The 23614-nt window shown below is 67.0% G+C and carries 24 protein-coding genes and 1 riboswitch; of the genes, 11 read left to right on the forward strand and 13 right to left on the reverse strand.

Annotation, left to right across the window (positions count from 1 at the left end; all coding sequences use genetic code 11):
• Positions 1-126: 126 nt before the first annotated feature.
• From PI990_RS02245 to ahcY, 5 genes are all read right to left on the reverse strand, one after another.
• Complete coding sequence (locus PI990_RS02245; RefSeq protein WP_271659706.1) at positions 127-918, reverse strand: substrate-binding periplasmic protein; 792 nt, start codon at positions 916-918, stop codon at positions 127-129.
• 60 nt (positions 919-978) lie between these two features.
• Positions 979-1692 (reverse strand): DUF3142 domain-containing protein, encoded by a 714-nt coding sequence (locus PI990_RS02250; protein WP_431483541.1) that lies wholly within the window; start codon positions 1690-1692, stop codon positions 979-981.
• 10 nt (positions 1693-1702) lie between these two features.
• Positions 1703-3928, reverse strand: coding sequence for a hypothetical protein (locus PI990_RS02255; protein ID WP_271659707.1), 2226 nt, complete (start codon positions 3926-3928; stop codon positions 1703-1705).
• Between the two features lie 52 nt (positions 3929-3980).
• Complete coding sequence (metF, locus tag PI990_RS02260; protein ID WP_184488430.1) at positions 3981-4826, reverse strand: methylenetetrahydrofolate reductase [NAD(P)H]; 846 nt, start codon at positions 4824-4826, stop codon at positions 3981-3983.
• Positions 4827-4922: 96 nt separating this feature from the next.
• Positions 4923-6332, reverse strand: a complete 1410-nt coding sequence (ahcY, locus tag PI990_RS02265; RefSeq protein ID WP_021218390.1) for an adenosylhomocysteinase — start codon at positions 6330-6332, stop codon at positions 4923-4925.
• A 21-nt stretch (positions 6333-6353) separates the two neighbouring features.
• Positions 6354-6447, reverse strand: a riboswitch (S-adenosyl-L-homocysteine riboswitch).
• 179 nt (positions 6448-6626) lie between these two features.
• Between ahcY and PI990_RS02270 the strand changes: the two genes are divergently transcribed.
• Entirely contained in the window at positions 6627-7016 is a 390-nt protein-coding gene (locus PI990_RS02270) for an acyl-CoA thioesterase (RefSeq protein ID WP_021218391.1), read from the forward strand.
• Between the two features lie 3 nt (positions 7017-7019).
• Here the strand turns inward: PI990_RS02270 and PI990_RS31495 are convergent, their stop codons facing one another.
• Together PI990_RS31495 and PI990_RS02280 are read right to left on the reverse strand one after the other, a co-directional pair.
• Complete coding sequence (locus PI990_RS31495; RefSeq protein WP_271659708.1) at positions 7020-7943, reverse strand: TPM domain-containing protein; 924 nt, start codon at positions 7941-7943, stop codon at positions 7020-7022.
• A gap of 2 nt (positions 7944-7945) precedes the next feature.
• Entirely contained in the window at positions 7946-8548 is a 603-nt protein-coding gene (locus tag PI990_RS02280; RefSeq protein ID WP_271659709.1) for a LemA family protein, read from the reverse strand.
• Positions 8549-8713: 165 nt separating this feature from the next.
• Between PI990_RS02280 and PI990_RS02285 the strand changes: the two genes are divergently transcribed.
• A complete protein-coding gene (locus PI990_RS02285; protein ID WP_271659710.1) occupies positions 8714-9100 on the forward strand; it encodes an MAPEG family protein in 387 nt (128 codons plus the stop codon).
• Positions 9101-9114: 14 nt separating this feature from the next.
• On the opposite strand, the gene PI990_RS02290 is transcribed toward PI990_RS02285, so the two are convergent.
• Complete coding sequence (locus tag PI990_RS02290; protein WP_271659711.1) at positions 9115-9501, reverse strand: DUF1090 domain-containing protein; 387 nt, start codon at positions 9499-9501, stop codon at positions 9115-9117.
• A gap of 174 nt (positions 9502-9675) precedes the next feature.
• Between PI990_RS02290 and PI990_RS02295 the strand changes: the two genes are divergently transcribed.
• The gene (locus tag PI990_RS02295; RefSeq protein ID WP_021218396.1) at positions 9676-10125 is read left to right on the forward strand and encodes a c-type cytochrome; all 450 of its coding nucleotides are present in this window, start codon (positions 9676-9678) and stop codon (positions 10123-10125) included.
• Here the strand turns inward: PI990_RS02295 and ligB are convergent.
• Together ligB and PI990_RS02305 are read right to left on the reverse strand one after the other, a co-directional pair.
• Positions 10119-11813, reverse strand: coding sequence for an NAD-dependent DNA ligase LigB (ligB, locus tag PI990_RS02300; RefSeq protein WP_410478739.1), 1695 nt, complete (start codon positions 11811-11813; stop codon positions 10119-10121). The two genes, PI990_RS02295 and ligB, sit on opposite strands and share 7 nt — an antisense overlap.
• A gap of 297 nt (positions 11814-12110) precedes the next feature.
• Positions 12111-12374 (reverse strand): hypothetical protein, encoded by a 264-nt coding sequence (locus tag PI990_RS02305; RefSeq protein WP_021218398.1) that lies wholly within the window; start codon positions 12372-12374, stop codon positions 12111-12113.
• A 239-nt stretch (positions 12375-12613) separates the two neighbouring features.
• Between PI990_RS02305 and PI990_RS02310 the strand changes: the two genes are divergently transcribed.
• The gene (locus tag PI990_RS02310; protein WP_043240802.1) at positions 12614-12832 is read left to right on the forward strand and encodes a hypothetical protein; all 219 of its coding nucleotides are present in this window, start codon (positions 12614-12616) and stop codon (positions 12830-12832) included.
• Between the two features lie 68 nt (positions 12833-12900).
• Here PI990_RS02310 and metK read toward each other — a convergent pair whose 3' ends face one another.
• The 3 genes from metK to PI990_RS02325 all read right to left on the reverse strand — a co-directional run bounded on the left by metK (position 12901) and on the right by PI990_RS02325 (position 16066).
• Positions 12901-14091, reverse strand: a complete 1191-nt coding sequence (gene metK / locus PI990_RS02315; protein ID WP_184488437.1) for a methionine adenosyltransferase — start codon at positions 14089-14091, stop codon at positions 12901-12903.
• A gap of 12 nt (positions 14092-14103) precedes the next feature.
• The gene (locus PI990_RS02320) at positions 14104-15108 is read right to left on the reverse strand and encodes an ArsR/SmtB family transcription factor (protein WP_184488438.1); all 1005 of its coding nucleotides are present in this window, start codon (positions 15106-15108) and stop codon (positions 14104-14106) included.
• Between the two features lie 76 nt (positions 15109-15184).
• Positions 15185-16066, reverse strand: a complete 882-nt coding sequence (locus tag PI990_RS02325) for a LysR family transcriptional regulator (protein WP_271659712.1) — start codon at positions 16064-16066, stop codon at positions 15185-15187.
• A gap of 106 nt (positions 16067-16172) precedes the next feature.
• Between PI990_RS02325 and PI990_RS02330 the strand changes: the two genes are divergently transcribed.
• The 7 genes from PI990_RS02330 to fba all read left to right on the forward strand — a co-directional run bounded on the left by PI990_RS02330 (position 16173) and on the right by fba (position 23600).
• The gene (locus PI990_RS02330; RefSeq protein ID WP_271659713.1) at positions 16173-17306 is read left to right on the forward strand and encodes a TDT family transporter; all 1134 of its coding nucleotides are present in this window, start codon (positions 16173-16175) and stop codon (positions 17304-17306) included.
• A 113-nt stretch (positions 17307-17419) separates the two neighbouring features.
• Positions 17420-19417 (forward strand): transketolase, encoded by a 1998-nt coding sequence (gene tkt, locus PI990_RS02335; RefSeq protein ID WP_265170300.1) that lies wholly within the window; start codon positions 17420-17422, stop codon positions 19415-19417.
• A gap of 93 nt (positions 19418-19510) precedes the next feature.
• Complete coding sequence (gene epd, locus PI990_RS02340; protein ID WP_021222610.1) at positions 19511-20578, forward strand: erythrose-4-phosphate dehydrogenase; 1068 nt, start codon at positions 19511-19513, stop codon at positions 20576-20578.
• 5 nt (positions 20579-20583) lie between these two features.
• Positions 20584-21747 (forward strand): phosphoglycerate kinase, encoded by a 1164-nt coding sequence (locus PI990_RS02345; protein ID WP_271659714.1) that lies wholly within the window; start codon positions 20584-20586, stop codon positions 21745-21747.
• Positions 21748-21827: 80 nt separating this feature from the next.
• The gene (locus PI990_RS02350; protein WP_021222608.1) at positions 21828-22025 is read left to right on the forward strand and encodes a hypothetical protein; all 198 of its coding nucleotides are present in this window, start codon (positions 21828-21830) and stop codon (positions 22023-22025) included.
• 42 nt (positions 22026-22067) lie between these two features.
• Positions 22068-22385 carry an MliC family protein gene (locus PI990_RS02355; RefSeq protein WP_021222607.1) on the forward strand — a complete coding sequence of 106 codons (318 nt, stop codon included), beginning with the start codon at positions 22068-22070 and terminating at the stop codon, positions 22383-22385.
• A gap of 150 nt (positions 22386-22535) precedes the next feature.
• Positions 22536-23600, forward strand: a complete 1065-nt coding sequence (fba, locus tag PI990_RS02360) for a class II fructose-bisphosphate aldolase (protein ID WP_021222606.1) — start codon at positions 22536-22538, stop codon at positions 23598-23600.
• The last annotated feature ends 14 nt before the right edge of the window (positions 23601-23614 follow it).

A 23614-nucleotide genomic window follows, 5' to 3' on the forward strand; every position in this document is an offset into this window, starting at 1 on the left:
TGCCTGGCTAGAAAATCGCAGCGGGGAGGCGCGATTCCCGTCCGGTCCTGCTGGCTTGGGGGGCCAACATCCGGGCGTATACCTGGCGGGAGCCGGGAGTATAACAGAGCATTTCCGGCGTGCAGCCTATCGACTGCTCAACGGTGTGCTGCGATCCAGGCCGTCGGCCCAGGCCTGTTCGCGTACCGGGTAGCGCGCCTGCAGCGTGGCGTAGGCCGGCTCCCGCTTGAAGCGGCGCAGTTCCTCGGCGAAGCGCTGGGCCAACTCGCCCAGTTCGGGGGTGCGGCGGAAGGCCAGGTAGAGCGGGTCTTCGCCCACCGGACGGGGGTGGTGGGCGACCTGTTCGGCGAGCCCCAGGTGCTGCGCCAGCCACAGCCCGGCGCGGCGGTCGTTGACCACCAGGTCGACGCGGTCGCGCACCAGCTTGCCGAGGTTGGCTTCGTGACTCGGCGCCGGCTCGCGGGTGAACAGCTCGGAGGTGCGGAAGTCGCTGTCGCTGTACCAGTAGCCCGGTGAGGTGCCGACCTTCAGGCCCTGGAGGTCGGTCAGGCGGTTGAAGGGATAGGCGCGGGCGCGGTCATAGAAGAGCACGAACTCGGCGCTGGACAGCGGCTCGTCGGCGAAATGCAGGCGGGGACGGCGCTCTTCGGTCATGAAGATATCCAGCACGGCGTCGGCCTGGCCGTTCTCCATCTCGATCAGGCAGCGCTTCCAGGGCATGAAGTCCCAGTGCACCTCCACGCCCAGGCGCTTGAACACCTCGACGCTGGCGTCATAGTCCAGGCCGCGTGCCTGGCCGTTCTCCACGAAGACATAGGGCGCCCAGGGATCGGTGACGATGCGCAGCGGCCCCGCGTGGGCGAAGGCGCCGAGGCAGGTGAACAGCAACAGGACGAAGAGGCGGCGGGATGCTGGCATAGGGCCAGAATACGCGGGGGCCCCCACGCTGGGAAGTGACCCGGCGTGCCGTTCGGCTGGTCAGGGATTGAGCAGGAACACCACGTAGCCGCGGAACCAGGGGCTGTCTTCCAGGTAGTCCGGTGGCTCCCACTCGCCGTTCTGCACCAGGCCGATGCGATAGGGCAGTTGCAGCTTCGCGACCCGTGGCAGGTAGCGGGCGTTGTCGGGAATGCTGTGGCGCCCCTGGTAGGTCTGCACCACCACCTCGTCGAGCACCTTGCCCAGGCGGTTGAGCACCGCCGGGTCGCCGTTGCTGCCCCAGTCCAGCAGCCCGGTGATGCCGAGGCGGTATTGCCGGGGCAGGCGCTGGCGCAGCTGTTCGAGGAAGTCGGCGTAGCCGTCCAGGTGCAGGGTGCGGGCATCGAAATCGATCTGCACGCCGACCACCGGGTTGCCCGCGCGGCGCCAGCGTTCCAGCTGGGCGAGCAGGGTGGCGTAGATGGGCTCGGTCCAGCGCAGGGTATGGGCGCGGTAGACCACCCAGACTTCACCCTTGGACAGGCGCGGCACTGCCATGCCCTGGGCGATGAAGCGCGCCTGCGGGTCACCGGGCTGGCGTGGCCCGTCGATCTGGCCCTGGAGGATGTACAGTGTGCGGGCTTCGGCCAGCACCGCCTGGGAGCGCACGCCGCTCCAGACCCAGAAGGCGTCGTAGTCGGCAGCATCCACCCGCTCCCCGGCGATACCGGGGAGGCTCGCCAGGGCCAGCAGCAGGGCCAGTGCCCTGGCGATCACGCGTCGCTTACCAGTAGTACTTGAGCTTCTGCGCCCAGGGGTTGCCCGGGTAGTCCTTCTTCAGGTCCTGGAACCACTGCTTGCGCTGGGCCTTGTCGATGTCCTGGCCGTCGCAGGTGTTGTAGCCGGCGGGGGCGAAGCAGTTCACCGCGCGGAACAGCGCGTAGGCCATCTCGTCGGCGCTGGCGTGAGGGTCGTCGATGGTCCGCTGGTAGCCGACCAGGCGCGACCAGGGCTGGCCGGGGAAGTCGGTGGTCGAGCCGCCCAGTTCGTCTGCCGGTGGCTGGCTGTTGAGGCTGAAACCGTCCAGGCCGTTGGTACGGACGAAGTCGCCCAGGCAGTTCAGGGCCAGGCCATCACCGTCGTTTTCCTCCAGCCGTTCGGCCACCTTGGCCAGCGGCGGGCAGGCGTACTCGCCGGGAGCGGACTGGCCGGCCCAGGCGAAGCGTCCCACTGCCCAGGTATCGCCTTCTTCCACCTTGGGCGCCGGGTTCGGCAGTAGGGCGAGGTCTTGCCGGAAGTGGGCGTAGTCGCTGAACAGCAGCTCCTTGTAGAGCAGGGTGAACAGGGCGTTGTCACGTTCGGCGGCGGGGGCGGCGCTGTCCTTGGCCTGCTGGCGCAGCAGGTCGGCGGAGGCGAGGTTGCGTAGGACGATCTCGCGGATGGGCGCGGTGCGGATTGGCGAGTCGGCGGCGAAGATCTCGGCCACCTTGCCGTTGCGCGAGAGGTTCAGGGCCAGGGCCAGTTCCAACTGGCCGCGTTGCAGCGCGGAAGGCTGGCGGGCCAGCAGCTGCTGCCAGAGCTCGCGTGCCGCATCGGGCTTGCCGGTGGCTTCCAGCGCCAGGCCGCGCAGGGTTTCCTGGCTGAACACCAGCAGGCCCATGGGGGCCTGGGTGTCGCCGGCGGGCAGGGCGGCCAGGGCCTTGGCGGCATCGCCACCGCGGTAGAAGTGCCAGGAGGCGACGAGGTAGTCGTGCAGGCCGGGTTGGCTGGCGAAGCGTTGTTTCTGTGCCTGCAGCTGTTCCAGGGTGATGGTCGGGCTGAGGTCGCTGCCGGGTTTGCGCAGGCGTATCAGGTCCATCACCGCGAGCAGGGTCGGGTCCTGGACATCGTCGGGCTTGAGCGCCGGCAGCAGCTTGACGTCGAGCTCCTCGATCAGTGCGCGGCCGCTCATGTTGCGCTGGTCGCTGTCCTCGTCCTGGGCGAACTGCCAGGCGTACTCGGCGGCGAACTTGCGCGGGTCGTCCAGCAGCCAGTAGACCTTGCGCAGCAGGCCACGGGCGGAGGCGCGGTAAAGCCCTTCCGGGTACGCCTGCAGGTAGGCCTTGAGGCCTGACTCGGCGCTGGTCATGGCGTTGCGGTCGATCTTCGCCAGGTCGGGAATGCCGTACTCGTCGAAGGCGTCCTGCTGGGCCTGGTTCAGCGCGACGCGCGCCTGCATGTACAGGGCGGTTTCCTTGAGCCAGGGCTGGTCGCTGGAGGCGAGGCCGGCGAACTGCTGGCCGGCACCGGCGAAGTCGCCGCGGTAGAAGGCGTCGGCACCGGTCAGGTAGGCGCCGAAGGCCTGGGCCACCGGGGAGGTGAGGGCGCCAGCGGCGGGCAGCACGTCCTCGGGTTGCGGGTCGCCTTCACCACAGATGGTCATCAGGTTGACCCGGGCATCGGCCAGGGCCTTGCGCTCGGTGGCTGAGAGCGCCTCGGTGCCGGCCAGCTGGTCGACGAAGGCCTGGGTGCTGTCGAGGTCGTTGGTGCGGCAGCGGTTGCCCTCACCTTCGGCGAAGTAGTGTTCGGCCAGGCCGTTCTCTTCCAGTTGCACGCCTACCTGCTCGAGAGCCAGGGTGAGGTTCTCCTTGCGCGGGTCCTTCTGCTCGGCCTCGGTGTTCTCGGCATTGCTCTCTTCGCCTTCGCCGTTGCCCTCGCTGGCGGCTGCCTCGGCATTGGCCGGGTCGAGCATCTCCAGGGTGAAGGGCACCTGGGCGTAGCCGTCCTCGTAGCCGCTGGTGGACTTCAGCGTTTCCGGCAGGCGCAGGCGGCCGGCATCGGCCAGCAGCAGCTGCAGGTTGGCGCGGCTGTCGTTGCCGGGGCTGAGGAAGGGCAGGTTGCTGCAACCCAGCAGGCGGTCGCCGGCGATGGCCCAGGTGGGGCTGCAGACGAAGTCGAAGCTGGCGAAGGCGCTGGGGCTGGCGAAGCCGATGAGCAGGGCGAGCGGAGCGAGGCGTGGCGTGATCGTCATGGTCTCTTCCTTGAGTGAAGGGGCCGGCGCATCCTGCCGCCGGCCCTTCGCCTCAACGTGGCAGTTTGAGGTTGTTCCAGATGGCCAGGCTGGGTTCGGCCTGGTTCAGGGTGTAGAAGTGCAGACCCGGGGCGCCGCCCTGGAGCAGGCGTTCGCACATCTCGGTCACCACCTGCTCGCCGAAGGCCTGGATGCTGTCCAGGTCGTCGCCGTAGGCTTCCAGCTGCTTGCGGATCCAGCGCGGGATCTCGGCGCCGCAGGCGTCGGAGAAGCGTGCCAGCTTGCTGTAGTTGGTGATCGGCATGATGCCCGGGACGATCGGCAGGTCAACGCCCAGCTTGCGTACGCGGTCGACGAAGTAGAAGTAGCAGTCGGCGCTGAAGAAGTACTGGGTGATGGCGCTGTTGGCACCGGCCTTGGCCTTGCGGGCGAAGTTGGCCAGGTCGTCCTCGAAGTTGCGCGCCTGCGGATGGATTTCCGGGTAGGCGGCGATTTCGATGTGGAAGTGGTCGCCGGTCTCGGCGCGGATGAACTCCACCAGCTCGTTGGCGTGGCGCAGCTCGCCGCTGGCCATGCCCATGCCGGACGGCAGGTCGCCACGCAGCGCGACGATGCGCTTGATGCCGGCGGCCTGGTACTGCTCGAGCAGGCTGCGCAGGTCGGCCTTGCTGTCGCCGACGCAGGAGAGGTGCGGCGCGGTCGGCACCTTCACGTCGCCATCGAGTTGCAGCACGGTGTTGAGGGTCCGGTCACGGGTCGAGCCGCCGGCACCGTAGGTGCAGGAGAAGAAGTCCGGCTTGTAGGCAGCCAGCTGACGCGCGTTGTTCAGCAGTTTTTCATGCCCGGCTTCGGTCTTGGTGGGGAAGAACTCGAAGCTGTAGCGGCGTTCTTGAGACATGGAGAAGGGTTCCTTCTCAGCTGCAAGCCGTAAGCTTCAAGCTGCAAGCGAGACGTGCCCGCTTGCAGCTTGCGGCTTGAAGCTTGCCGCTGCTGGTTAGTAGCGATAGCTGTCCGGCTTGAACGGGCCTTCGACGGTGACGCCGATGTAGTCGGCCTGCTGCTTGGTCAGCTGGGTGACGACGCCACCGAAGCCCTTGACCATTTCCAGGGCCACTTCCTCGTCCAGTTTCTTCGGCAGTACTTCGACGGTCAGGCGCTCGGCTTTCTTCTCGGCGGAGAGGTCGGCGTACTTCTGCTCGAACAGGAAGATCTGCGCCAGTACCTGGTTGGCGAAGGAGCCGTCCATGATGCGGCTGGGGTGGCCGGTGGCGTTGCCCAGGTTCACCAGGCGGCCTTCGGCCAGCAGGATCAGGTAGTCGTCGTTGGCCGGGTCGAAGGAACCGGCGCCGGTGCGGTGGATCTTGTGCACCTGCGGCTTGACCTCTTCCCAGGCCCAGTTCTTGCGCATGAAGGCGGTGTCGATCTCGTTGTCGAAGTGGCCGATGTTGCAGACCACGGCGCGCTTCTTCAGGGCCTTGAGCATGCCGGCGTCGCAGACGTTGACGTTGCCGGTGGTGGTGACGATCAGGTCGATCTTGCCCAGCAGGGCGGCGTCGACGCTGGCTTCGGTGCCGTCATTGAGGCCGTTCTTGTAGGGGGAGACCAGCTCGAAGCCGTCCATGCAGGCCTGCATGGCGCAGATCGGGTCGACTTCGGACACCTTGACGATCATGCCTTCCTGGCGCAGGGACTGGGCGGAGCCCTTGCCCACGTCGCCGTAGCCGATCACCAGGGCCTGCTTGCCCGACAGCAGGTGGTCGGTGCCGCGCTTGATGGCGTCGTTGAGGCTGTGACGGCAGCCGTACTTGTTGTCGTTCTTGCTCTTGGTCACGGCGTCGTTGACGTTGATCGCCGGTACTTTCAGGGTGCCGGCCTTGAGCATGTCCAGCAGGCGGTGCACGCCGGTGGTGGTCTCTTCGGTGACACCGTGGATGCGCTCGAGCATCTGCGGGTATTTCTTGTGCAGGATCTCGGTCAGGTCACCGCCGTCGTCCAGCACCATGTTGGCGTCCCAGGGCTGGCCGTCCTTGAGGATGGTCTGCTCGATGCACCACTCGTACTCCTGCTCGGTCTCGCCTTTCCAGGCGAATACCGGGGTCCCGGCGGCGGCGATGGCGGCAGCGGCCTGGTCCTGGGTGGAGAAGATGTTGCAGGAGGACCAGCGCACTTCGGCGCCCAGGGCGGTCAGCGTCTCGATCAGCACGCCGGTCTGGATGGTCATGTGGATGCAGCCGAGGATCTTCGCGCCTTTCAGCGGTTGGCTGGCGGCGTACTTGCGGCGCAGGCCCATCAGGGCGGGCATTTCGGATTCGGCGATGATCAGTTCGCGACGGCCCCAGGCAGCGAGGGAAATGTCGGCGACTTTGTAATCGTTGAAATCGGCAGGCGTGATAACAGCGCTCATGCGAACTCTCCATTCGTTGTGTGCGAATGGGCGCCGTTGATGCGTTTGGGTAACGCCCCATCCGAGCCTGACAAACCCTTTCTGGAACAGGTCTGCTGCAGCGCCCCTCGGACAGGTGGCGGGCGCGGCCATGAAGCCGCGTGAAACCGGAGGATTATAGCCGTGTGAGGCGATCTGCCCAAGGCTTTCCGTCGCGCGGCGAGCACGCTATCGACGCGATTGATTCCGCTGCCGGGACAGCGCAATGGGGCTCTGCCATCATCCTTCGCGTCAACGAAGCGAGGAGAACGACAGATGAATTTCCATACGCGCAAATGGGTCAAGCCCGAGGACCTGAACCCCAACGGCACCCTCTTCGGCGGCAGCCTGCTGAAGTGGATCGACGAGGAGGCGGCGATCTACGCCATCATCCAGCTCGGCAGCCAGCGCGTGGTGACCAAGCTGATGTCGGAGATCAACTTCGTCAGCTCGGCGCGCCAGAGCGACATCATCGAACTGGGCATCACCGCCACCGAATTCGGCCGCACCTCCCTGACCATGCGCTGCGAAGTGCGCAACAAGATCACCCGCAAGAGCATCCTCACCATCGACCGCATGGTCTTCGTCAACCTCGGCGAGGACGGCAAGCCCGCCCCCCACGGCAAGACCGAGATCAGCTACATCCGCGATCAGTTCAAGGATTGATGGCTACCAGCGCCCGGAGGCTCCGCCGCCGCCGCTGGAACCGCCGCCCCCGCTGAAGCCTCCGCCGGAGCTGCTGGACGAGCTGCTGGACGAGCTGCTCGAGTCGCTGCTCGACGAGTAGCCGGACGAGCTGCTCGAGCCGCTGCTGACCTTCCAGGTGGACAGCGGCGCGAGGATGAAAATGAACACGAACAGGCTGATGAAGCCCGCCGTGAGGGTGAAGAACAGCAGCAGGTCGAGCGCCGTGCCGGTTGTCAGGCAGTAGATCAAGGTGGCGACGGTCACCAGGCCGATGCAGGAAAAGTAGCGACGGCCACTGTGTTGACGTGCCCAGGGTCTGGGGATGCGTTTCACCAGTGCCGGCACGATGAAGAACTGAGCGAAGAACAGGCACAGGCTGAACAGGTTGATGGTGTCCGGCTGGGGCTCCCGTGCACTGGGCTCCGGCAGCGGTTCGCCACGCACCAGGCCCGAGAGGGCGTCGGTGCCGGCCTGGATGCCGCCGAAGAAATCGCCCTCGCGGAAGGCCGGGGTGATGCGCTCGCGGATGATGCGCGCGGCCTGTACATCGGTCACCGCGCCTTCCAGGCCGTAGCCCACCTCGATGCGCAACGCGCGGTCGTCCTTGGCCACCAGCAGCAGGATGCCGTCGTCCACGCCCTTGCGCCCCAGCTTCCATTGCTCGAACGCGCGCGTGGCATAGGCCTCGATGCTGTCCGCGCCGGTGCTGGCGACGATCAGCACGGCGACCTGTGCACCTTTCTCCGCCTCCAGGGCCGCGAGCTGTGCGTCGAGGGCTGCGCTCTGGCTGGCGTCCAGCGTGGCGGTGAGGTCGGTGACCCGCTGCTTGAGGGCGGGTACCGGTTGGTCGGCGTTGGCGCAGAGGCAGGCCAGCGACAGCAGCAGGGCAACCAGGCGGGCGCGCATGGTCAGCCCTCCCGGTGCGGAGCGGTGTTGAAGTCCACCTTGGGTGCCACCGACACCTCGGCCTCGTTGGCGACGCTGAAATTGGCCTTGGGCTGGTAACCGAAGGCCATGGCGGTGAGGTTGCCGGGGAACTGGCGGACCAGCACGTTATAGGCCTGCACGGCCTTGACGTAGCGCGAGCGCGCCACGGTGATGCGGTTCTCGGTGCCTTCGAGCTGCGCCAGCAGGTCCTGGAACAGGCTGTCCGCCTTCAGCTGCGGGTAGTTCTCGCTGACCGCCAGCAGGCGCGACAGCGCGGAACTGAGCTGGCCCTGGGCGTTCTGGAAGTTCTTCACCGCCTGCTCGTCCGTGAGCTGGCCAGCGTCGAGCCGAACGCTGCCGACCTGGGCGCGGGCCTCGGCCACCTGGGCGAGCACGGCCTGTTCGTGGGCGGCGTAACCCTTCACCGTGCTGACCAGGTTGGGGATCAGGTCGGCGCGGCGCTGGTACTGGTTGACCACCTCGGACCAGTCGGCCTTGACCTGTTCGTCGGCACTTTGCATGGCGTTATAGCCGCAGCCGCTGAGCAGCAGGGTGGTGAGCAGGAGGATGGCAAGGCGGGGCATGGGCTTTTCTCGTCCTTGAAAAAGGGGTGATTAGAACAGGCGACCTCGTCGACGGACAGTCGTGGCCATTGGCCGATGTGCCGATCGGCACGTTTTTATCGGCCATGGACGACGAACGGTACCTGGCGCAGCCTCGGGGCTTTCCCTGTCCCCTTGGAGCCTTCAATGACCCTAGCCTACTGGTGCGTGCTGGTCGCGCTGTTTCTGCCCTACCTGTCCACTGCCGCGGCGAAGTTCACCGGAGGGGATTTCGGCCCCCGGCAGAACCATGACCCGCGCACCTTCCTCGCGGGCCTGGAGGGCTGGCGCAAGCGCGCCAACAACGCCCAGCTGAATGCCTTCGAAGTCACCCCGGCATTCGGCATCGCCGTGGTCATCGGCCACCTCGCCGGCGGTGCCCAGCAAGGCACCCTGGATACCCTGGCCATGGCCTTCGTCGCCAGTCGCATCGCTTATTTCGTCTGCTACCTGGCCGACTGGGCGGCGCTGCGCTCGCTGGTCTGGTTCGCCGGCATGGGGCTGATCGCCAGCTTCTTCTTCGTCTCCGCCTGAGGCGGGTGCTGGGCTCAGCGCTGCAGTTCCGCCTCGGTGGCGCTGAGTTCCCGGCGCGCTTCGGCCAGCTTGGCCTCGCGCTTGGCGATCTTCCCGGCATCGCCCTTGGCCTGGGCTTCGCGCAGGTCGGCTTCGCGCTCCTGCACCTCGGCGCGGCGCTTGGTGATGTCGTCCTCGCGCTGCTGGCGCAGGCCGGCGTCGGTGCAGTGGGCCTTCACTTCGTCCAGGGCTTTCTGCAGGCCGGCGACCTGTGCATCGTTGCCGTGGGTGCGGGCCTGTTCGATGCGTGATTCGATGGCCTGGCGCTTGGCCGCGCAGCCGGTGAGTGGGCTTTCTGCGGCAGCGGCGTTGCCTGCCAGCGCGAGGCCGGCAGTGGCTAGAAGCAGGGTGGGCAGGTGCATGGAATCGCCTCGCTCGGGTGGTTTCGGTTGGTTGTCATTGTGGTTGCGGATGGGCACTCGCGCCCGGCTTATCAGCCTTGCAATGATCTGCGACAAACTGTCGCCACCCTTGGTATTTGCCAGGCATCTACCGATACTGTGCGCCCCGCCCGCCGTAGTACCCCGTGATTCGCCATGAAAAGAACGACTGTCCTGATCCTGCTATCCGCCTGCCTGACGCTCGCCGCTTGCGGCGGTGTCGACCCCAATTCGCCCCTGGGCAAACGCCAGGCGATCTTCAAGCAGATGCTGCACACCAGTGAAGACATGGGCGGCATGCTGCGTGGCCGTGTCGACTTCAACGAGCAGAAATTCGCCGAGAACGCGGTGAAGCTCGACCAGCTGTCCCACCAGCCTTGGCAGCACTTCCCCAAGGTGCGTGATGAAGGCGACAGCGACGCCCGTGACGAAGTCTGGCAGCGCCAGGAGCGTTTCCAGACCCTGGCCCGCGAACTGGAAGCCGCCACCGGCCAGCTCGCTGCCGCCAGCGCGGCCCGCCCGCTGAATCCGGACGCCATGGCGCCGTTGGTGCAGAAGGCCGAGGACGCCTGCGAGGCGTGCCACAAGGAATTCCGCGCCTACTGAGGCGGAGCGAAGCCCTCGACGCCCGCCGCTGCCAGGCGCTCGCGCAGGGCCTGCACCTCCGGGTGGCGGAAGAAGGCCTCCAGCTGCTGTGCGCGGGCCGGTCCCAGGCCCGGGGTGGCTTGCCACTCGGCCTGGGTGCGGCGCGCCAATCGCTCCCAGCCACCCTCCAGGCGTGCATCGCCGCTGGGGGGCAGGCCCAACGCCTTGAGCCAGCGCTGGAAACCCTGGCGTTTCGCCGTGGCGCTCGCCTGGCTGAAGCGCGAGGCGTTGCGCTGGGCAAACCCGGGGATGCCCTGCAACTCCTCTTCCTCCAGTTCCAGCCAATCCAGCAGGCCTTCCAGCTTGCCGGCTGTCAGCAGACGCTCCCAGGTTCCCGGGCCGACGCCGCGCATGGCCAGGCCGCCGCGGCCGGACAGCCATTCCAGCCGGGCGAGGAATTGCGCCTGGCAACCCGGTGTCGGCCGCCAGCAGCTGAGTGCGTGCAGGGCCGTCTGGTCCGGCACCTCCAGCGCCACGCGTTCGCTGGCGCGCAGCACCACCGACTCCAGGCGTGGAATGGTCAGCCCGGCCAGGGCGATGGCGACCTGGTCGCCGGGGCGGATATCCAGTTCACGCCAATGCTCCAGTGAACCCAGGCTGACGCGCTGGATGCGCCGATCATCCAGGGTCACCGCTGACAGCAGCAGGCGTGGGGTAACGCGGCCGGTGCGGCCGACGAGGAACTCCACCCGCCGTACCTCGGCCAGGGCCTGGGCGAAGGGGTATTTCCAGGCGATGGCCCAGTGCGGAGGTCGCGCCTGCCAGGTGTGTGCGGCAGGCGCCACGCCCTGGCGGATCACCACGCCGTCGCTGGCGAAGGGCAGGGCGCTGCGGTACCAGCGTTCGCGCCATTGGGCCACCTGCTCGGCGTCCCGTACCGGCAGGGTGTGGCGCTGGGTATCGGTGAAGCCCAAGCGCGCCAGGCCGTCCAGGCGCTGCAGCATGCCCTCCGGCCCACCGGGCCAGTCCCAGATGAACAGGCCGATGCCCCGGGCCTCCTCCGCGCCCAGGTTGTGCCTGGCCATGAGCCCGGCAACCGTGCCGCGTGCGCCTCGGCTGCCGGCCTGGGCCTGGATGTGCCCGGGGAGCTGCCAGTAGAGCTCGCCTTGCAACAACAGGTCGCTGGAGGTGGCGAGGCGCTCGGGAATGGCGGGGATGCGCCGGGCGTTGGCGGTCCAGTCCTCGCCGCGCTCGCCGTCGCCCCGGCTGATGGCCTGCTGCAGGCGCCCGGCCCGGTAGACCAGGGTGACCGCCACGCCGTCCACCTTGGGCTGCACCCACAGGTCGTTGCGGGTGCGCATCCAGTCCTGCAGGGCTTTGGCATCTGCAAGCTTGTCGAGGCCGGTCTGGGCCACGGGGTGTAGGTGCTTGCCGTCGACGGAGCTCAGGGGCTGCGTGTCTTCCACGACGGCAGCGGGGAAGCACTGGCGCAGTTCGGCGAAGCGCGCACGCACCTGGTCGTAGATTTCGTCGGGGATGGGTGACAGGCGGTCGCGGTGGTAGCTGTGTTCCCAGCCGGTCAATTGTTTGTGCAGGGCAAGCAGTTCGCGCTCGGCGCGGGCATCGCTCCAGACTGGGCAATCAGCGAGGGCGAAGACGGGCAGGCAAAGGATCAGGGTGAGCAGGCGGGTGGGCAGGGGAGTGGGCATGTGGGCCTCCGTGCGGGTGGGACGGGCTCCATGCCCGAAAGGAGGTAGCAGAACATCCTTGGCGGCTTCGCTTTGGGCGAGTGCCTGGGCGGCAGGCGGGGGTGTGTTGAGCCACGGAAGGCGGCAGGGCGCCTGGATGGGAACAAAACTGGCGGGACTGGAGCCGGCTACCGTGATGGGCGGCGGCATAGGGCGGGGCGCTAAAGCGGCGGATCCGAGCGGTGGGCGTTGCGTCGGGGAAGGTGGGCGTGGGGCGCTGGCTGACAGGAAGGGCCGACTCGCGCCGGCCCCCGCGACTCAGCCTTTCTGGGCTTCGTCGAGTTTCTCGCAGCCTTCGGACAGTTGCTTCTCGGCCTTGTCGGCCACCGAGCCGAGCAGGCTGGAACCCAGGCCGCTTTGTTCTTTCTTGGCCTCATCCAGCTTGGCCTGTGCTTCCGCGCTCTTTTCCTCGCAGCCCTTGCTGAGCTTGTCGCCCAGGGGGTTGCCCAGGTCGACGGCCTGCGCCTGGGCGGCGAACAGGGCTGCGAACAGGGCGGCGGGAAGAATGGACGTGATGCGCATGGGTATCTCCTTGGGCTCCAGCGCCAATGCTTGCTCGCCCCGGGCGCTTGAGTCATCCGTGAGGGAGGGGCGAGAGGGCGCGGATTCTAGCAACAGAGCAGCGAAATGAAAGCTGCATTGCTTCACGGCTCTGGGTGCAGATGGGGTCGAAGGTGAGTGAAACCCTGGATTGAAGTCCGGGCTACGCAGACAGGGCGCGCGCTGGTAGGATCGCCGCTCTTTCTCACAGGGAGTGGCAAATGGCTACGGTAGGCTTTTTCATCGCGTTGGCGGGTTGGATCTGGTCAGTGGCGCGCGGCATCCAGGTTTCCATGCTGTGCGCAGTCTTCAACTTCATCTTCCCGCCGATCTCGCAGGTCATCTTCGCGGCCAACGAGCCGGTGCAGCGTTCTCCGCTGCTGGTCCTGGCAGCCGGCCTGGGTCTCATGTACCTCGGGGGCGGCCTGAAGATTTCCTGATTTTCGCCAGTGCCGGTACAGCAAAGAAAAAGCCCCGCAAATGCGGGGCTTTTTCATGTCGCGAAGCCTTACAGGCCGGCGGCGGCACGCAGGGCGTCGACCTTGTCGGTCTTCTCCCAGGTGAAGGTGCTGAAGCTGTCGTTGCCGACGGTCTTCTGCTCCGGGGTGCGGCCGAAGTGGCCGTAGGCCGCGGTTTCGCGGTACATCGGATGCAGCAGGTCGAGCATCTTGGTGATGGCGTAGGGACGCAGGTCGAACACTTCGCGCACCAGCTGGATGATCTTCTCTTCGGCGATCTTGTGGGTGCCGAAGGTGTTGATCGAGATGGAGGTGGGCAGTGCCACGCCGATGGCGTAGGAGACCTGGATCTCGCAGCGCTCGGCCAGGCCGGCCGCAACGATGTTCTTGGCGACGTAGCGGCCGGCGTAGGCAGCGGAGCGGTCGACCTTGGACGGGTCCTTGCCGGAGAAGGCGCCGCCACCGTGACGGGCCATGCCGCCGTAGGAGTCGACGATGATCTTGCGACCGGTCAGGCCGCAGTCGCCCACCGGGCCGCCGATCACGAAGTTGCCGGTCGGGTTGATGTGGAACTGGGTGTCCTTGTGCAGCAGCTCGGCGGGCAGGGCGTGCTTGATGATCAGCTCCATCACCGCTTCGCGCAGGTCGGACAGCGAGACTTCCGGGTTGTGCTGGGTGGACAGCACCACGGCGTCGATGCCGACCACTTTGCCGTTCGCGTACTGGCAAGTGACCTGGGACTTGGCGTCCGGACGCAGCCACGGCAGCAGGCCGGACTTGCGGGCTTCGGCCTGGCGCTCGACCAAGGCGTGGGAGAAGCGGATCGGGGCCGGCATCAGCACGTCGGTTTCGTTGCTGGCGTAGCCGAACATCAGGCCCTGGTCACCGGCGCCCTGGTCTTCCGGCTTGGCGCGGTCGACGCCCTGGTTGATGTCCGGGGACTGCTTGCCAATGATGTTCATCACGCCGCAGGTGGCGCCGTCGAAGCCGACGTCGGAGCTGGTGTAGCCGATGTCGCAGATGACGTCGCGGACGATCTGCTCGAGGTCGACCCAGGCGCTGGTGGTGACTTCACCGGCGACGATGGCAACACCGGTCTTGACCAGGGTTTCCACAGCCACGCGGGCGTGCTTGTCCTGCTCGATGATGGCGTCGAGGACGGCATCGGAAATCTGGTCGGCAATCTTGTCCGGATGGCCTTCAGAGACGGATTCGGAGGTAAAGAGGGAGTATTCGCTCATCTAACGGTTCCTTTAATACCGGTGGGTGAGGTCGCTTCTCGAAGCCGGCTTGGCGAAGTGCCGCACCTGAATCTGAAAGCCGTTTCTTAAACCAATGTAGAGGCTCTCGCCGGGCGTCAGCCCCGCGGCGCCGGCCCACTGGGCCAGGTCGTCCTGTTCGAAGCCGAGCCAGAGGTCGCCGCAGGCCTCCCTGGCCCAGCTCTGGTTGTGGCTGCACAACTCGGTGATCAGCAGGCTGCCCCCCGGAAGGAGGTGGTGAGCCAGCTGCTTCAGGGCCTCGGCCGGGGCGGCGAAATGGTGCAGGACCATGTTCAGCACCACGCAGTCGGCGGCCTCGTGTTCGTCATCCAGGGCGTCGGCGAGCTTGAGCTCGACGTTGCCCAATCCTTCGGTGGCGCAACGGCTGCGCGCCAGTTCCAGCATCGCCGGGCTGTTGTCCAGCGCGGTGACGCGGGCAAAGCGTCGGGCCAGGTCGGGAAGGAAGCCCCCGTCGCCCGGGCCCACTTCCAGGGCGCAGGCGCTGGCCGGCAGGTTCAGTGCATCCAGCAGGGCCAGCACGCTGTCGCGGTACTGCGGCAGGCCGGCGATCAGGTCCTGCTGGGCCTGGAATTTCTCCGCCGAGCGGGCGAAGAACTCGCGGCTCACCGCCTCGCGCTGGGCATGCACCTCGGCGATCCGCGCCAGTACGTCCAGGGGCAGCTGCAGGCTGTCCACCTCGTCCAGCAGCGCCCCGTGCAGGGTGCCGCCGAAGCGCTCGCCCCGGGCGATGGCGCGGCGGTAGAAGATTGCGTTGCCTTCGCGGCGCGTGGCCACCAGCCCTGCCTGGGACAGCACCTTGAGGTGATGGCTCATGCCGGACTGGCCGGTGGCGAAGATCTGCGCCAGCTCCAGCACCCCGAACGAGTCGTTGGCCAGGGCGCGCAGCACGTTCAGGCGCAGGGGGTCGCCCCCGGCCTTGCACAGTGCGGCCAGCTCATCGCAGTCGTCGTGGCGGATCTGGGGTACGCGCAGGTTCATAGGGAGCGCAGTCTAGTCCCCGCTCCAACCGCTCGCAACGGCAATATCAAAAAGTTTTGATATTGCCGATAGGTGGTTATTTTTTGTCCAGGATCGCCGCCAGGAACGCCGCTGGTGCGGGGCTCAGGGTGCGGGTCGGGTGCCACAGCAGGTGCAGTTCGCGCTCGATGCGCAGGTCTTCCACCTCAAGGGCGACCAGGCGACCGGCAGCGAGGTCGTCGTCGATGACCCGCTGGGACAGCCAGGCGATGCCCTGGCCGTCGCGCACCAGGCGCTTCAGCGCTTCGGTGCTGGCGATGGCCATGCACGCCCGCACCTCCAGGCCTTGTTGGGCATAGGCCTGCTCGATGCTGGCGCGGGTGCCCGAGCCCTCCTCGCGCAGGTACAACGCCTGGCCGGCCAGCTCGGCCGCGGCCAGGCGGCCTCGGTCCGCCAGGGCGTGGGTGGGGCAGCAGACCGGGAGCAGGCGATCGCGTTCCAGCAGCTGGAAAGCATGGGTGGTGCGATCGAAGTCGCCCTCGACGAAGCCCAGGGCGATGCGTTCGTCGGCCAGCGCCTGGGTGATCTCGCGGGTGTTGCTGACCTGCAGATCCACGCGGATTTCCGGGTGCCGGGCATGGAAGCGGGCGATCAGGTCGGGCAACAGATAGCTGCCCAGGGTGGCGCTGGCGCCCAGGCGTAGTTCGCCGTCGTCGAGGCCGGCGAAGCTGCGCAGGTCCGCCTCGGCGGCCTGTTCCAAGGCGAAGATGCGTTGCGCATAGCGGTGCAGGCGCAGGCCGCCTTCGGTCAGGGTCACGCCGCGGGGCTGACGGTCGAAGAGGGTGATCCCAAGGCGGGCTTCCAGTTCACGCACTTCACGGGTGACCGCCGGCTGGCTGATGTGCAGGCGCTCGGCACCGCCGCTGATGCTGCCGCTCTCGGCCACGGCGAGGAAAACCTTGAGGTGATGGAGATTCATAAATAAAAGGCATTCCGTGCATATCAAGGATGTATTTTTCGTATAGCACATGGCGGATTTACCGTGGAGACATCTTCTGCAACGGGACCACCCGACCGGAGCCACCATGCCTCGCCCAATGACCCGCCTCACCGACCCTCGCGCCCTGGTGCGCCATTTCATCCCCGGCTGGTTCGCCGTGACCATGGGCACCGGTGTGCTGGCCCTGGTGCTGGGCACGCTGCCCTGGCAGGTGCCGCTGCTGCACCGCCTCGGCGAGGCGCTGTGGTTGTTCAATGCCCTGCTGTTCGCCACCTGTGCCGGGCTGTTCCTGGCGCGCCTGCTGCTGCACCCGGACACCATCGAGCCGATGCTGGCGCACCCGGTGCAGTCGATGTTCCTCGGCGCCATTCCCATGGGCCTGGCCACCTTGGTCAACGGCCTGGTGCTCTATGGTGGCCCGCACTGGGGCGCCACCGCCTATGCCGTGGCCCATGGCCTCTGGTGGCTGGACGTGGCGCTGGCCCTGGGCGCGGCGCTGCTGGTGCCCTACCTGATGTTCACCCGCCAGGAGCATGCGCTGGAGAAGCTCACCGCCGTCTGGCTGCTGCCCATCGTCGCGCCCGAGGTGGCTGCCGCCAGCGCGGGCGTCATCGCCCCGCACCTGGACGCCGCCGACGCGCGCCTGCTGCTGGTGATGGGCTACTTGCTGTGGGGGCTGTCGATGACCCTGGCCTTCTCGCTGATCACCCTGGTGCTGCTGCGCCTGGCCCTGCACAAGCTGCCGGACACCGATTTCGCCGCCACCAGCTGGCTGCCTTTGGGCCCCCTGGCCACCGGCTGCCTGGGCCTGCTGGCACTGGGGCATGCGGCGCCGGGTGCCCTCTCCGGTTCGCCCTTGCAGGGCCTGGCTGACCTGCTGCCGGGCATCGGCCTGGTGGGCGGGCTGGCGCTCTGGGGCGCAGGGTTCTGGTGGTGGGTGACGGCCTGCTTGTTCACCCGCCGCTACATCCGCCAGCGCATGGCCTTCAACCTGGGCTGGTGGGGCTTCACCTTCCCGCTGGGCGTGTTCGCCCTGGCCACCTTCGAGCTGCAGCGGCAGACCGGCCTGGTGTTCTTCGGCGCCGTCGGTGCCCTGCTGGCGCTGCAACTGGCCGCCGTCTGGCTGCTGGTGATGCGTCGCACCCTGGCCGGTGCCTGGCATGGCGAGCTGTTCCGCGCCCCCTGCCTGTGCCCGCTGACGGGCCCGGCGCGGGGCTGAAAGGACAAGGAGGCGCATCTTCGACCATCTGTCATTGCCCGATGCCTGCCCGCTGGGCGAAAATAGCCGCCTTTTTTCGTTCAGCGTCTTTTCAGACCCGCAGGAGATCAGCGATGCCCAGCCGTCGTGAGCGTGCCAATGCCATTCGTGCCCTCAGCATGGATGCGGTGCAGAAAGCCAACAGCGGCCACCCCGGCGCCCCCATGGGCATGGCCGATATCGCCGAAGTGCTGTGGCGGGATTACCTGCAGCACAACCCGAACAACCCGCAGTGGGCCGACCGCGACCGTTTCGTGCTGTCCAACGGCCACGGCTCGATGCTGATCTACTCGCTGCTGCACCTCAGCGGCTATGACGTCACCGTCGACGACCTGAAGAACTTCCGCCAGCTGCACAGCCGCACCCCGGGCCACCCGGAATACGGCTACACCGCCGGCGTCGAGACCACCACCGGCCCGCTGGGCCAGGGCATCGCCAACGCCGTGGGCTTCGCCCTCGCCGAGAAGGTGCTGGGTGCGCAGTTCAACCGCGAAGGCCACGAGATCGTCAACCACTTCACCTACGCCTTCCTCGGCGACGGCTGCATGATGGAAGGCATCTCCCACGAGGTCTGCTCCCTGGCCGGCACCCTGGGCCTGGGCAAGCTGATCGCCTTCTACGACGACAACGGCATCTCCATCGATGGCGAAGTCCATGGCTGGTTCACCGACGACACCCCGAAGCGTTTCGAAGCCTACGGCTGGCAGGTGATCCGCAATGTCGACGGCCATGACGCCGACGAGATCCGCACCGCCATCGAGACCGCTCGCAAGAGCGCGCAGCCGACCCTGATCTGCTGCAAGACCATCATCGGCTTCGGCTCGCCCAACAAGCAGGGCAAGGAAGAGTGCCACGGCGCTGCCCTGGGCAACGACGAGATCGCCCTGACCCGCGCCAACCTGGGCTGGAACCACGCGCCCTTCGAAATCCCGGCCGACATCTACGCCGAGTGGAGCGCCAAGGAAGCCGGCGCCGCCCGTGAAGCCGCCTGGAACGAGCGCTTCGCCGCCTACGCCGCCGCCCACCCCGAGCTGGCCGCTGAATTCCAGCGCCGCGTGAAGGGCGAGCTGCCCGCCGACTTCGCCACCCAGGCTGCCGCCTACATCGCCGAAGTCGCCACCAAGGGCGAGACCATCGCCAGCCGCAAGGCCAGCCAGAACGCCCTGAACGCCTTCGGCCCGCTGCTGCCCGAGTTCCTCGGCGGCTCCGCTGACCTGGCCGGCTCCAACCTGACCCTGTGGAAAGGCTGCAAGGGCGTTTCCGCCGAAGACGCCGCCGGCAACTACATGTTCTACGGCGTGCGTGAGTTCGGCATGAGCGCCATCATGAACGGCGTTGCCCTGCACGGCGGTTTCATCCCCTACGGCGCGACCTTCCTGATCTTCATGGAATACGCCCGCAACGCCGTGCGCATGTCCGCCCTGATGAAGCAGCGCGTGCTCTACGTCTTCACCCACGACTCCATCGGCCTGGGCGAAGACGGCCCGACCCACCAGCCGATCGAGCAGCTGACCAGCCTGCGCAGCACCCCGAACCTGGACACCTGGCGCCCCGCCGACGCGGTGGAATCCGCCGTGGCCTGGAAGGCTGCCATCGAACGCAAGGACGGCCCGAGCGCGCTGATCTTCTCCCGCCAGAACCTGCCCCACCAGGCACGCGATGCGGCACAGCTGGCCAACGTCGCCCGTGGCGGCTACGTGCTCAAGGACTGCGACGGCGAGCCGGAGCTGATCCTCATCGCCACCGGCTCGGAAGTCGGCCTGGCCGTGCAGGCCTTCGACCAACTGACCGCCGCTGGCCGCAAGGTCCGCGTCGTCTCCATGCCGTCCACCAGCCTGTTCGACCAGCAGGACGCCGCCTACAAGCAGTCCGTGCTGCCGCTGGAAGTCGGTGCGCGCATCGCCATCGAAGCCGCCCACGCCGACTACTGGTACAAGTACGTGGGCCTGGAAGGCCGCGTGATCGGCATGACCAGCTTCGGCGAATCCGCCCCGGCCCCGGCCCTGTTCGAGCACTTCGGCTTCACCGTCGAGAACGTCGTCGCCACTGCCGAAGAACTGTTGGAGGACTGAGCCGGAAGCCGAGAGCCGGAAGCTGGAAGCTGGAGTGCCCCGTGTGCTCTTCTTCCGGCTTCAAGCTTCCGGCTTCAAGCTCTTCGCGATCAGATGCCCAGCACTCCCTTCCGCGTTGCCCTGAACGGCTACGGCCGTATCGGTCGTTGCGTCCTGCGTGCCCTGCATGAGCGCGGCGGGCGTGATGGCTTCGAGATCGTCGCCCTCAATGACCTGGCCGACCAGGCCAGCATCGAGTACCTGACGCGCTTCGACTCCACCCACGGCCGCTTCCCAGGTGACGTGAAGGTCGATGGCGACTGCCTGCACATCAACGGCGACTGCGTGAAGGTGCTGCGCAACCCATCGCCCGAGGGGATCGACTGGGCGGCGCTGGGCGTCGACCTGGTGCTCGAGTGCTCCGGCCAGTACACCAACCGTGCCCAGGCCGAGCGCTTCCTGCGGGCCGGCGCGCCCCGGGTGCTGTTCTCCCAGCCCATGGCCAGCGAGGCGGATATCGACGCCACCATCGTCTATGGCGTCAACCAGGACAGCCTGGTCGGCACCGAGACCCTGGTCTCCAACGCCTCCTGCACCACCAACTGCGGTGTGCCCCTGCTGAAACTTCTCGATGAGTCGGTGGGTCTGGAGTACGTCTCCATCACCACCATTCACTCCGCGATGAACGACCAGCCCGTAATCGACGCCTATCACCACGAAGACCTGCGCCGCACGCGTTCGGCCTTCCAGTCGGTGATCCCGGTCTCCACCGGCCTGGCCCGGGGGATCGAGCGCCTGCTGCCGGAACTGACCGGGCGCATCCAGGCCAAGGCCATCCGCGTGCCGACGGTGAACGTGTCCTGCCTCGACATCACCCTGCAGACCGCACGGGACACCAGTGCCGCCGAGATCAACCGCGTGCTGCGCGAGGCCGCCGAAAGCGGCCCGCTCAAGGGCCTGCTGGCCTACACCGAGCTGCCCCACGCCAGCTGTGATTTCAACCACGACCCCCATTCCGCCATCGTCGACGGCAGCCAGACCCGCGTGTCCGGCCCGCGCCTGGTCAACCTGCTGGCCTGGTTCGACAACGAATGGGGCTTCGCCAACCGCATGCTCGACACCGCAGGCCACTACCTGCGGGTTTCCGCTGCTTCCACAACATCCAGCCCCGTGAAGGACTGACCCCCATGACCGTGTTGAAAATGACCGACCTCGACCTCCAGGGTAAGCGCGTACTGATTCGCGAAGACCTCAACGTCCCGGTGAAGGACGGTGTCGTGAAGAGCGATGCGCGCATCCTCGCCTCCCTGCCGACCATCAAGCTGGCACTGGAGAAGGGCGCGGCGGTAATGGTCTGCTCGCACCTGGGTCGTCCCACCGAAGGCGAGTTCTCCGCAGAGAACAGCCTCGCGCCGGTGGCCGAGTACCTGGCCAAGGCCCTGGGCCGTGACGTGCCCCTGGTGGCCGACTACCTGGACGGCGTCGATGTCGCCCCCGGCCAGGTGGTGCTGTTCGAGAACGTGCGCTTCAACAAGGGCGAGAAGAAAAGCGCCGACGAGCTGGCGCAGAAGTACGCCGCCCTGTGCGACGTCTTCGTGATGGACGCCTTCGGCACCGCCCACCGCGCCGAGGGCTCGACCCACGGCGTGGCCAAGTTCGCCAAGGTCGCCGCTGCCGGCCCGCTGCTGGCCGCCGAACTGGAAGCCCTGGGCCTGGCCCTGGGCAACCCGGCCCGCCCGATGGCTGCCATCGTCGCCGGCTCCAAGGTCTCCACCAAGCTCGACGTGCTCAACTCGCTGAGCCAGATCTGCGACCAGTTGATCGTCGGTGGCGGCATCGCCAACACCTTCCTCGCCGCTGCCGGCTACAAGGTGGGCAAGTCCCTGCACGAAGCCGACCTGCTGGAAACCGCCCGCGCCATCGCCGCCAAGGTCAGCGTGCCGCTGCCGGTTGACGTGGTGGTGGCCAAGGAATTCGCCGAGACCGCCGAGGCCACCGTCAAGGCCATCGCCGACGTCGCCGATGACGACATGATCCTCGACATCGGCCCGCAGACCGCCGCCCAGTTCGCCGAGCTGCTGAAGTCGTCGAAGACCATCCTCTGGAACGGCCCGGTGGGCGTGTTCGAGTTCGACCAGTTCGGCAACGGCACCCAGGTACTGGCCCAGGCCATCGCCGAGAGCCCGGCCTTCTCCATCGCTGGCGGTGGCGACACCCTGGCCGCCATCGACAAGTACGGCGTGGGCGAGCGCATCTCCTATATTTCCACTGGCGGTGGTGCGTTCCTCGAGTTCGTCGAGGGCAAGGTGCTGCCGGCCGTTGAAGTGCTGGAACAACGCGCCAAGGCCTGAATCAGGGCCTGAAATAGCGGCTAAACCATGGCGGTGGCCCGTGGTCCCTTGAACAGGACCCGAGAAAAGGAGTTGCCGCCATGCGTACCAACCTGATCCTGCTGTCGTTGTTCGCGATGCTCGCCGGCTGTGCGGGCGGTGCTTCCGCGCCGTCCACCTGCGAGGTGATGAGCCCGCCCCAGGTCATCCTGCCGCAATCCCAGGACGACCAGCGTGTGGAGGCCCAGAGCAGCGGAGACCCCACCGTCAACGGCAGCCAGGAGCAGCACTGTCCATGACCCGTTGCGGGTGAACGGCCTTCTGGCCAAGGGAGTGAAAGGATGAAAGGCATGTTCGCCCTCGCGGCGCTGTTGGCGCTGGGCGGCTGTGCGGGCGCCCAGGCGCCGGCCGACGAGTGGACCCGCTGGGTCTGCGACAGCCAGGCCGAGGTGCTGTGGCGCTTCGCCGATGCCAACCAGGAGCAGGTGGACCTGCGCCTGGGCGGTGGCGATATCGTCTACCGCCTGACGCAAGAACCTTCGGGGTCCGGCGTGCTCTATAGCGACAGCCGCCTGGCCTTCCACACCAAGGGTGACGAAGGGCTGGTCTACTGGGTCGCCACCGATGACCTGATCGGCCGCGGCTGCAAGGCGCCCTGAATCGGCGCCGATGATTTCACCGGGCCGGCTTCAGCGCCGGCCGGCTTTTACGGGAGGACGTTCGCCGTCCTTCATGGAACTTGAACATGGCCTGCCCCTGCGGCAGGCTTCGCATTTCGAATGCCCACCCACTCGGGAGACTGAAACACCATGGCACTCATCAGCATGCGCCAGATGCTGGACCACGCCGCCGAATTCGGCTACGGCGTCCCGGCCTTCAACGTCAACAACCTGGAACAGATGCGCGCCATCATGGAAGCGGCCGACAAGACCGATTCCCCGGTGATCGTCCAGGCCTCCGCCGGTGCCCGCAAATACGCCGGCGCGCCCTTCCTGCGCCACCTGATCCTCGCGGCCATCGAAGAATTCCCGCACATCCCGGTGTGCATGCACCAGGACCACGGCACCAGCCCGGACGTGTGCCAGCGCTCCATCCAGCTGGGCTTTTCCTCGGTGATGATGGACGGCTCCCTGCGTGAAGACGGCAAGACCCCGGCCGACTACGACTACAACGTCCGCGTGACTCAGCAGACCGTAGCCTTCGCCCACGCCTGCGGCGTGTCCGTGGAAGGCGAACTGGGTTGCCTGGGCAGCCTGGAAACCGGCATGGCCGGCGAAGAAGACGGCGTCGGCGCCGAGGGCGTGCTGGATCACAGCCAGCTGCTGACCGATCCGGAAGAAGCCGCGGACTTCGTCAAGAAGACCCAGGTCGATGCCCTGGCCATCGCCATCGGCACCAGCCACGGCGCCTACAAGTTCACCAAGCCGCCGACCGGCGACGTGCTCTCCATCGAGCGCATCAAGGAAATCCACAAGCGCATCCCCAACACCCACCTGGTGATGCATGGCTCCTCCTCGGTGCCGCAAGAGTGGCTGAAAGTGATCAACGAGTTCGGCGGCGACATCAAGGAAACCTACGGCGTGCCGGTCGAGGAAATCGTCGAAGGCATCAAGCACGGCGTGCGCAAGGTCAACATCGACACCGACCTGCGCCTGGCTTCCACCGGTGCCATCCGCCGCATGATGGCCGAGCAGCCGAGCGAGTTCGACCCGCGCAAGTTCTTCGCCAAGACCATCGTCGCCATGCGTGACATCTGCATCGCCCGCTACGAAGCCTTCGGCACCGCCGGTAACGCCTCGAAGATCAAGCCGATCTCCCTGGAAGGCATGTACCAGCGCTACGCCAAGGGTGAGCTGACCGCCAAGGTCAACTGAGTCTCCCCTTCGCT

The sequence above is a fragment of the Pseudomonas sp. TUM22785 genome (genome assembly GCF_028198105.1).
GTDB classification, from domain to species: domain Bacteria; phylum Pseudomonadota; class Gammaproteobacteria; order Pseudomonadales; family Pseudomonadaceae; genus Metapseudomonas; species Metapseudomonas solani.

Coding starts and splice junctions, on each gene's coding strand:
- PI990_RS02295 (WP_021218396.1), top strand. CDS start 9,676: ATGAAAAGAACGACTGTCCTGATCCTGCTATCCGCCTGCCTGACGCTC.
- PI990_RS02325 (WP_271659712.1), bottom strand. CDS start 16,066: ATGAATCTCCATCACCTCAAGGTTTTCCTCGCCGTGGCCGAGAGCGGC.
- PI990_RS02285 (WP_271659710.1), top strand. CDS start 8,714: ATGACCCTAGCCTACTGGTGCGTGCTGGTCGCGCTGTTTCTGCCCTAC.
- PI990_RS02345 (WP_271659714.1), top strand. CDS start 20,584: ATGACCGTGTTGAAAATGACCGACCTCGACCTCCAGGGTAAGCGCGTA.
- PI990_RS02350 (WP_021222608.1), top strand. CDS start 21,828: ATGCGTACCAACCTGATCCTGCTGTCGTTGTTCGCGATGCTCGCCGGC.
- ligB (WP_410478739.1), bottom strand. CDS start 11,813: ATGCCCACTCCCCTGCCCACCCGCCTGCTCACCCTGATCCTTTGCCTG.
- metK (WP_184488437.1), bottom strand. CDS start 14,091: ATGAGCGAATACTCCCTCTTTACCTCCGAATCCGTCTCTGAAGGCCAT.
- PI990_RS02355 (WP_021222607.1), top strand. CDS start 22,068: ATGAAAGGCATGTTCGCCCTCGCGGCGCTGTTGGCGCTGGGCGGCTGT.
- PI990_RS02255 (WP_271659707.1), bottom strand. CDS start 3,928: ATGACGATCACGCCACGCCTCGCTCCGCTCGCCCTGCTCATCGGCTTC.
- PI990_RS31495 (WP_271659708.1), bottom strand. CDS start 7,943: ATGCGCGCCCGCCTGGTTGCCCTGCTGCTGTCGCTGGCCTGCCTCTGC.
- fba (WP_021222606.1), top strand. CDS start 22,536: ATGGCACTCATCAGCATGCGCCAGATGCTGGACCACGCCGCCGAATTC.
- metF (WP_184488430.1), bottom strand. CDS start 4,826: ATGTCTCAAGAACGCCGCTACAGCTTCGAGTTCTTCCCCACCAAGACC.
- PI990_RS02320 (WP_184488438.1), bottom strand. CDS start 15,108: ATGAACCTGCGCGTACCCCAGATCCGCCACGACGACTGCGATGAGCTG.
- PI990_RS02270 (WP_021218391.1), top strand. CDS start 6,627: ATGAATTTCCATACGCGCAAATGGGTCAAGCCCGAGGACCTGAACCCC.
- epd (WP_021222610.1), top strand. CDS start 19,511: ATGCCCAGCACTCCCTTCCGCGTTGCCCTGAACGGCTACGGCCGTATC.
- PI990_RS02290 (WP_271659711.1), bottom strand. CDS start 9,501: ATGCACCTGCCCACCCTGCTTCTAGCCACTGCCGGCCTCGCGCTGGCA.
- PI990_RS02310 (WP_043240802.1), top strand. CDS start 12,614: ATGGCTACGGTAGGCTTTTTCATCGCGTTGGCGGGTTGGATCTGGTCA.
- PI990_RS02305 (WP_021218398.1), bottom strand. CDS start 12,374: ATGCGCATCACGTCCATTCTTCCCGCCGCCCTGTTCGCAGCCCTGTTC.
- ahcY (WP_021218390.1), bottom strand. CDS start 6,332: ATGAGCGCTGTTATCACGCCTGCCGATTTCAACGATTACAAAGTCGCC.
- PI990_RS02280 (WP_271659709.1), bottom strand. CDS start 8,548: ATGCCCCGCCTTGCCATCCTCCTGCTCACCACCCTGCTGCTCAGCGGC.
- PI990_RS02330 (WP_271659713.1), top strand. CDS start 16,173: ATGCCTCGCCCAATGACCCGCCTCACCGACCCTCGCGCCCTGGTGCGC.
- tkt (WP_265170300.1), top strand. CDS start 17,420: ATGCCCAGCCGTCGTGAGCGTGCCAATGCCATTCGTGCCCTCAGCATG.
- PI990_RS02245 (WP_271659706.1), bottom strand. CDS start 918: ATGCCAGCATCCCGCCGCCTCTTCGTCCTGTTGCTGTTCACCTGCCTC.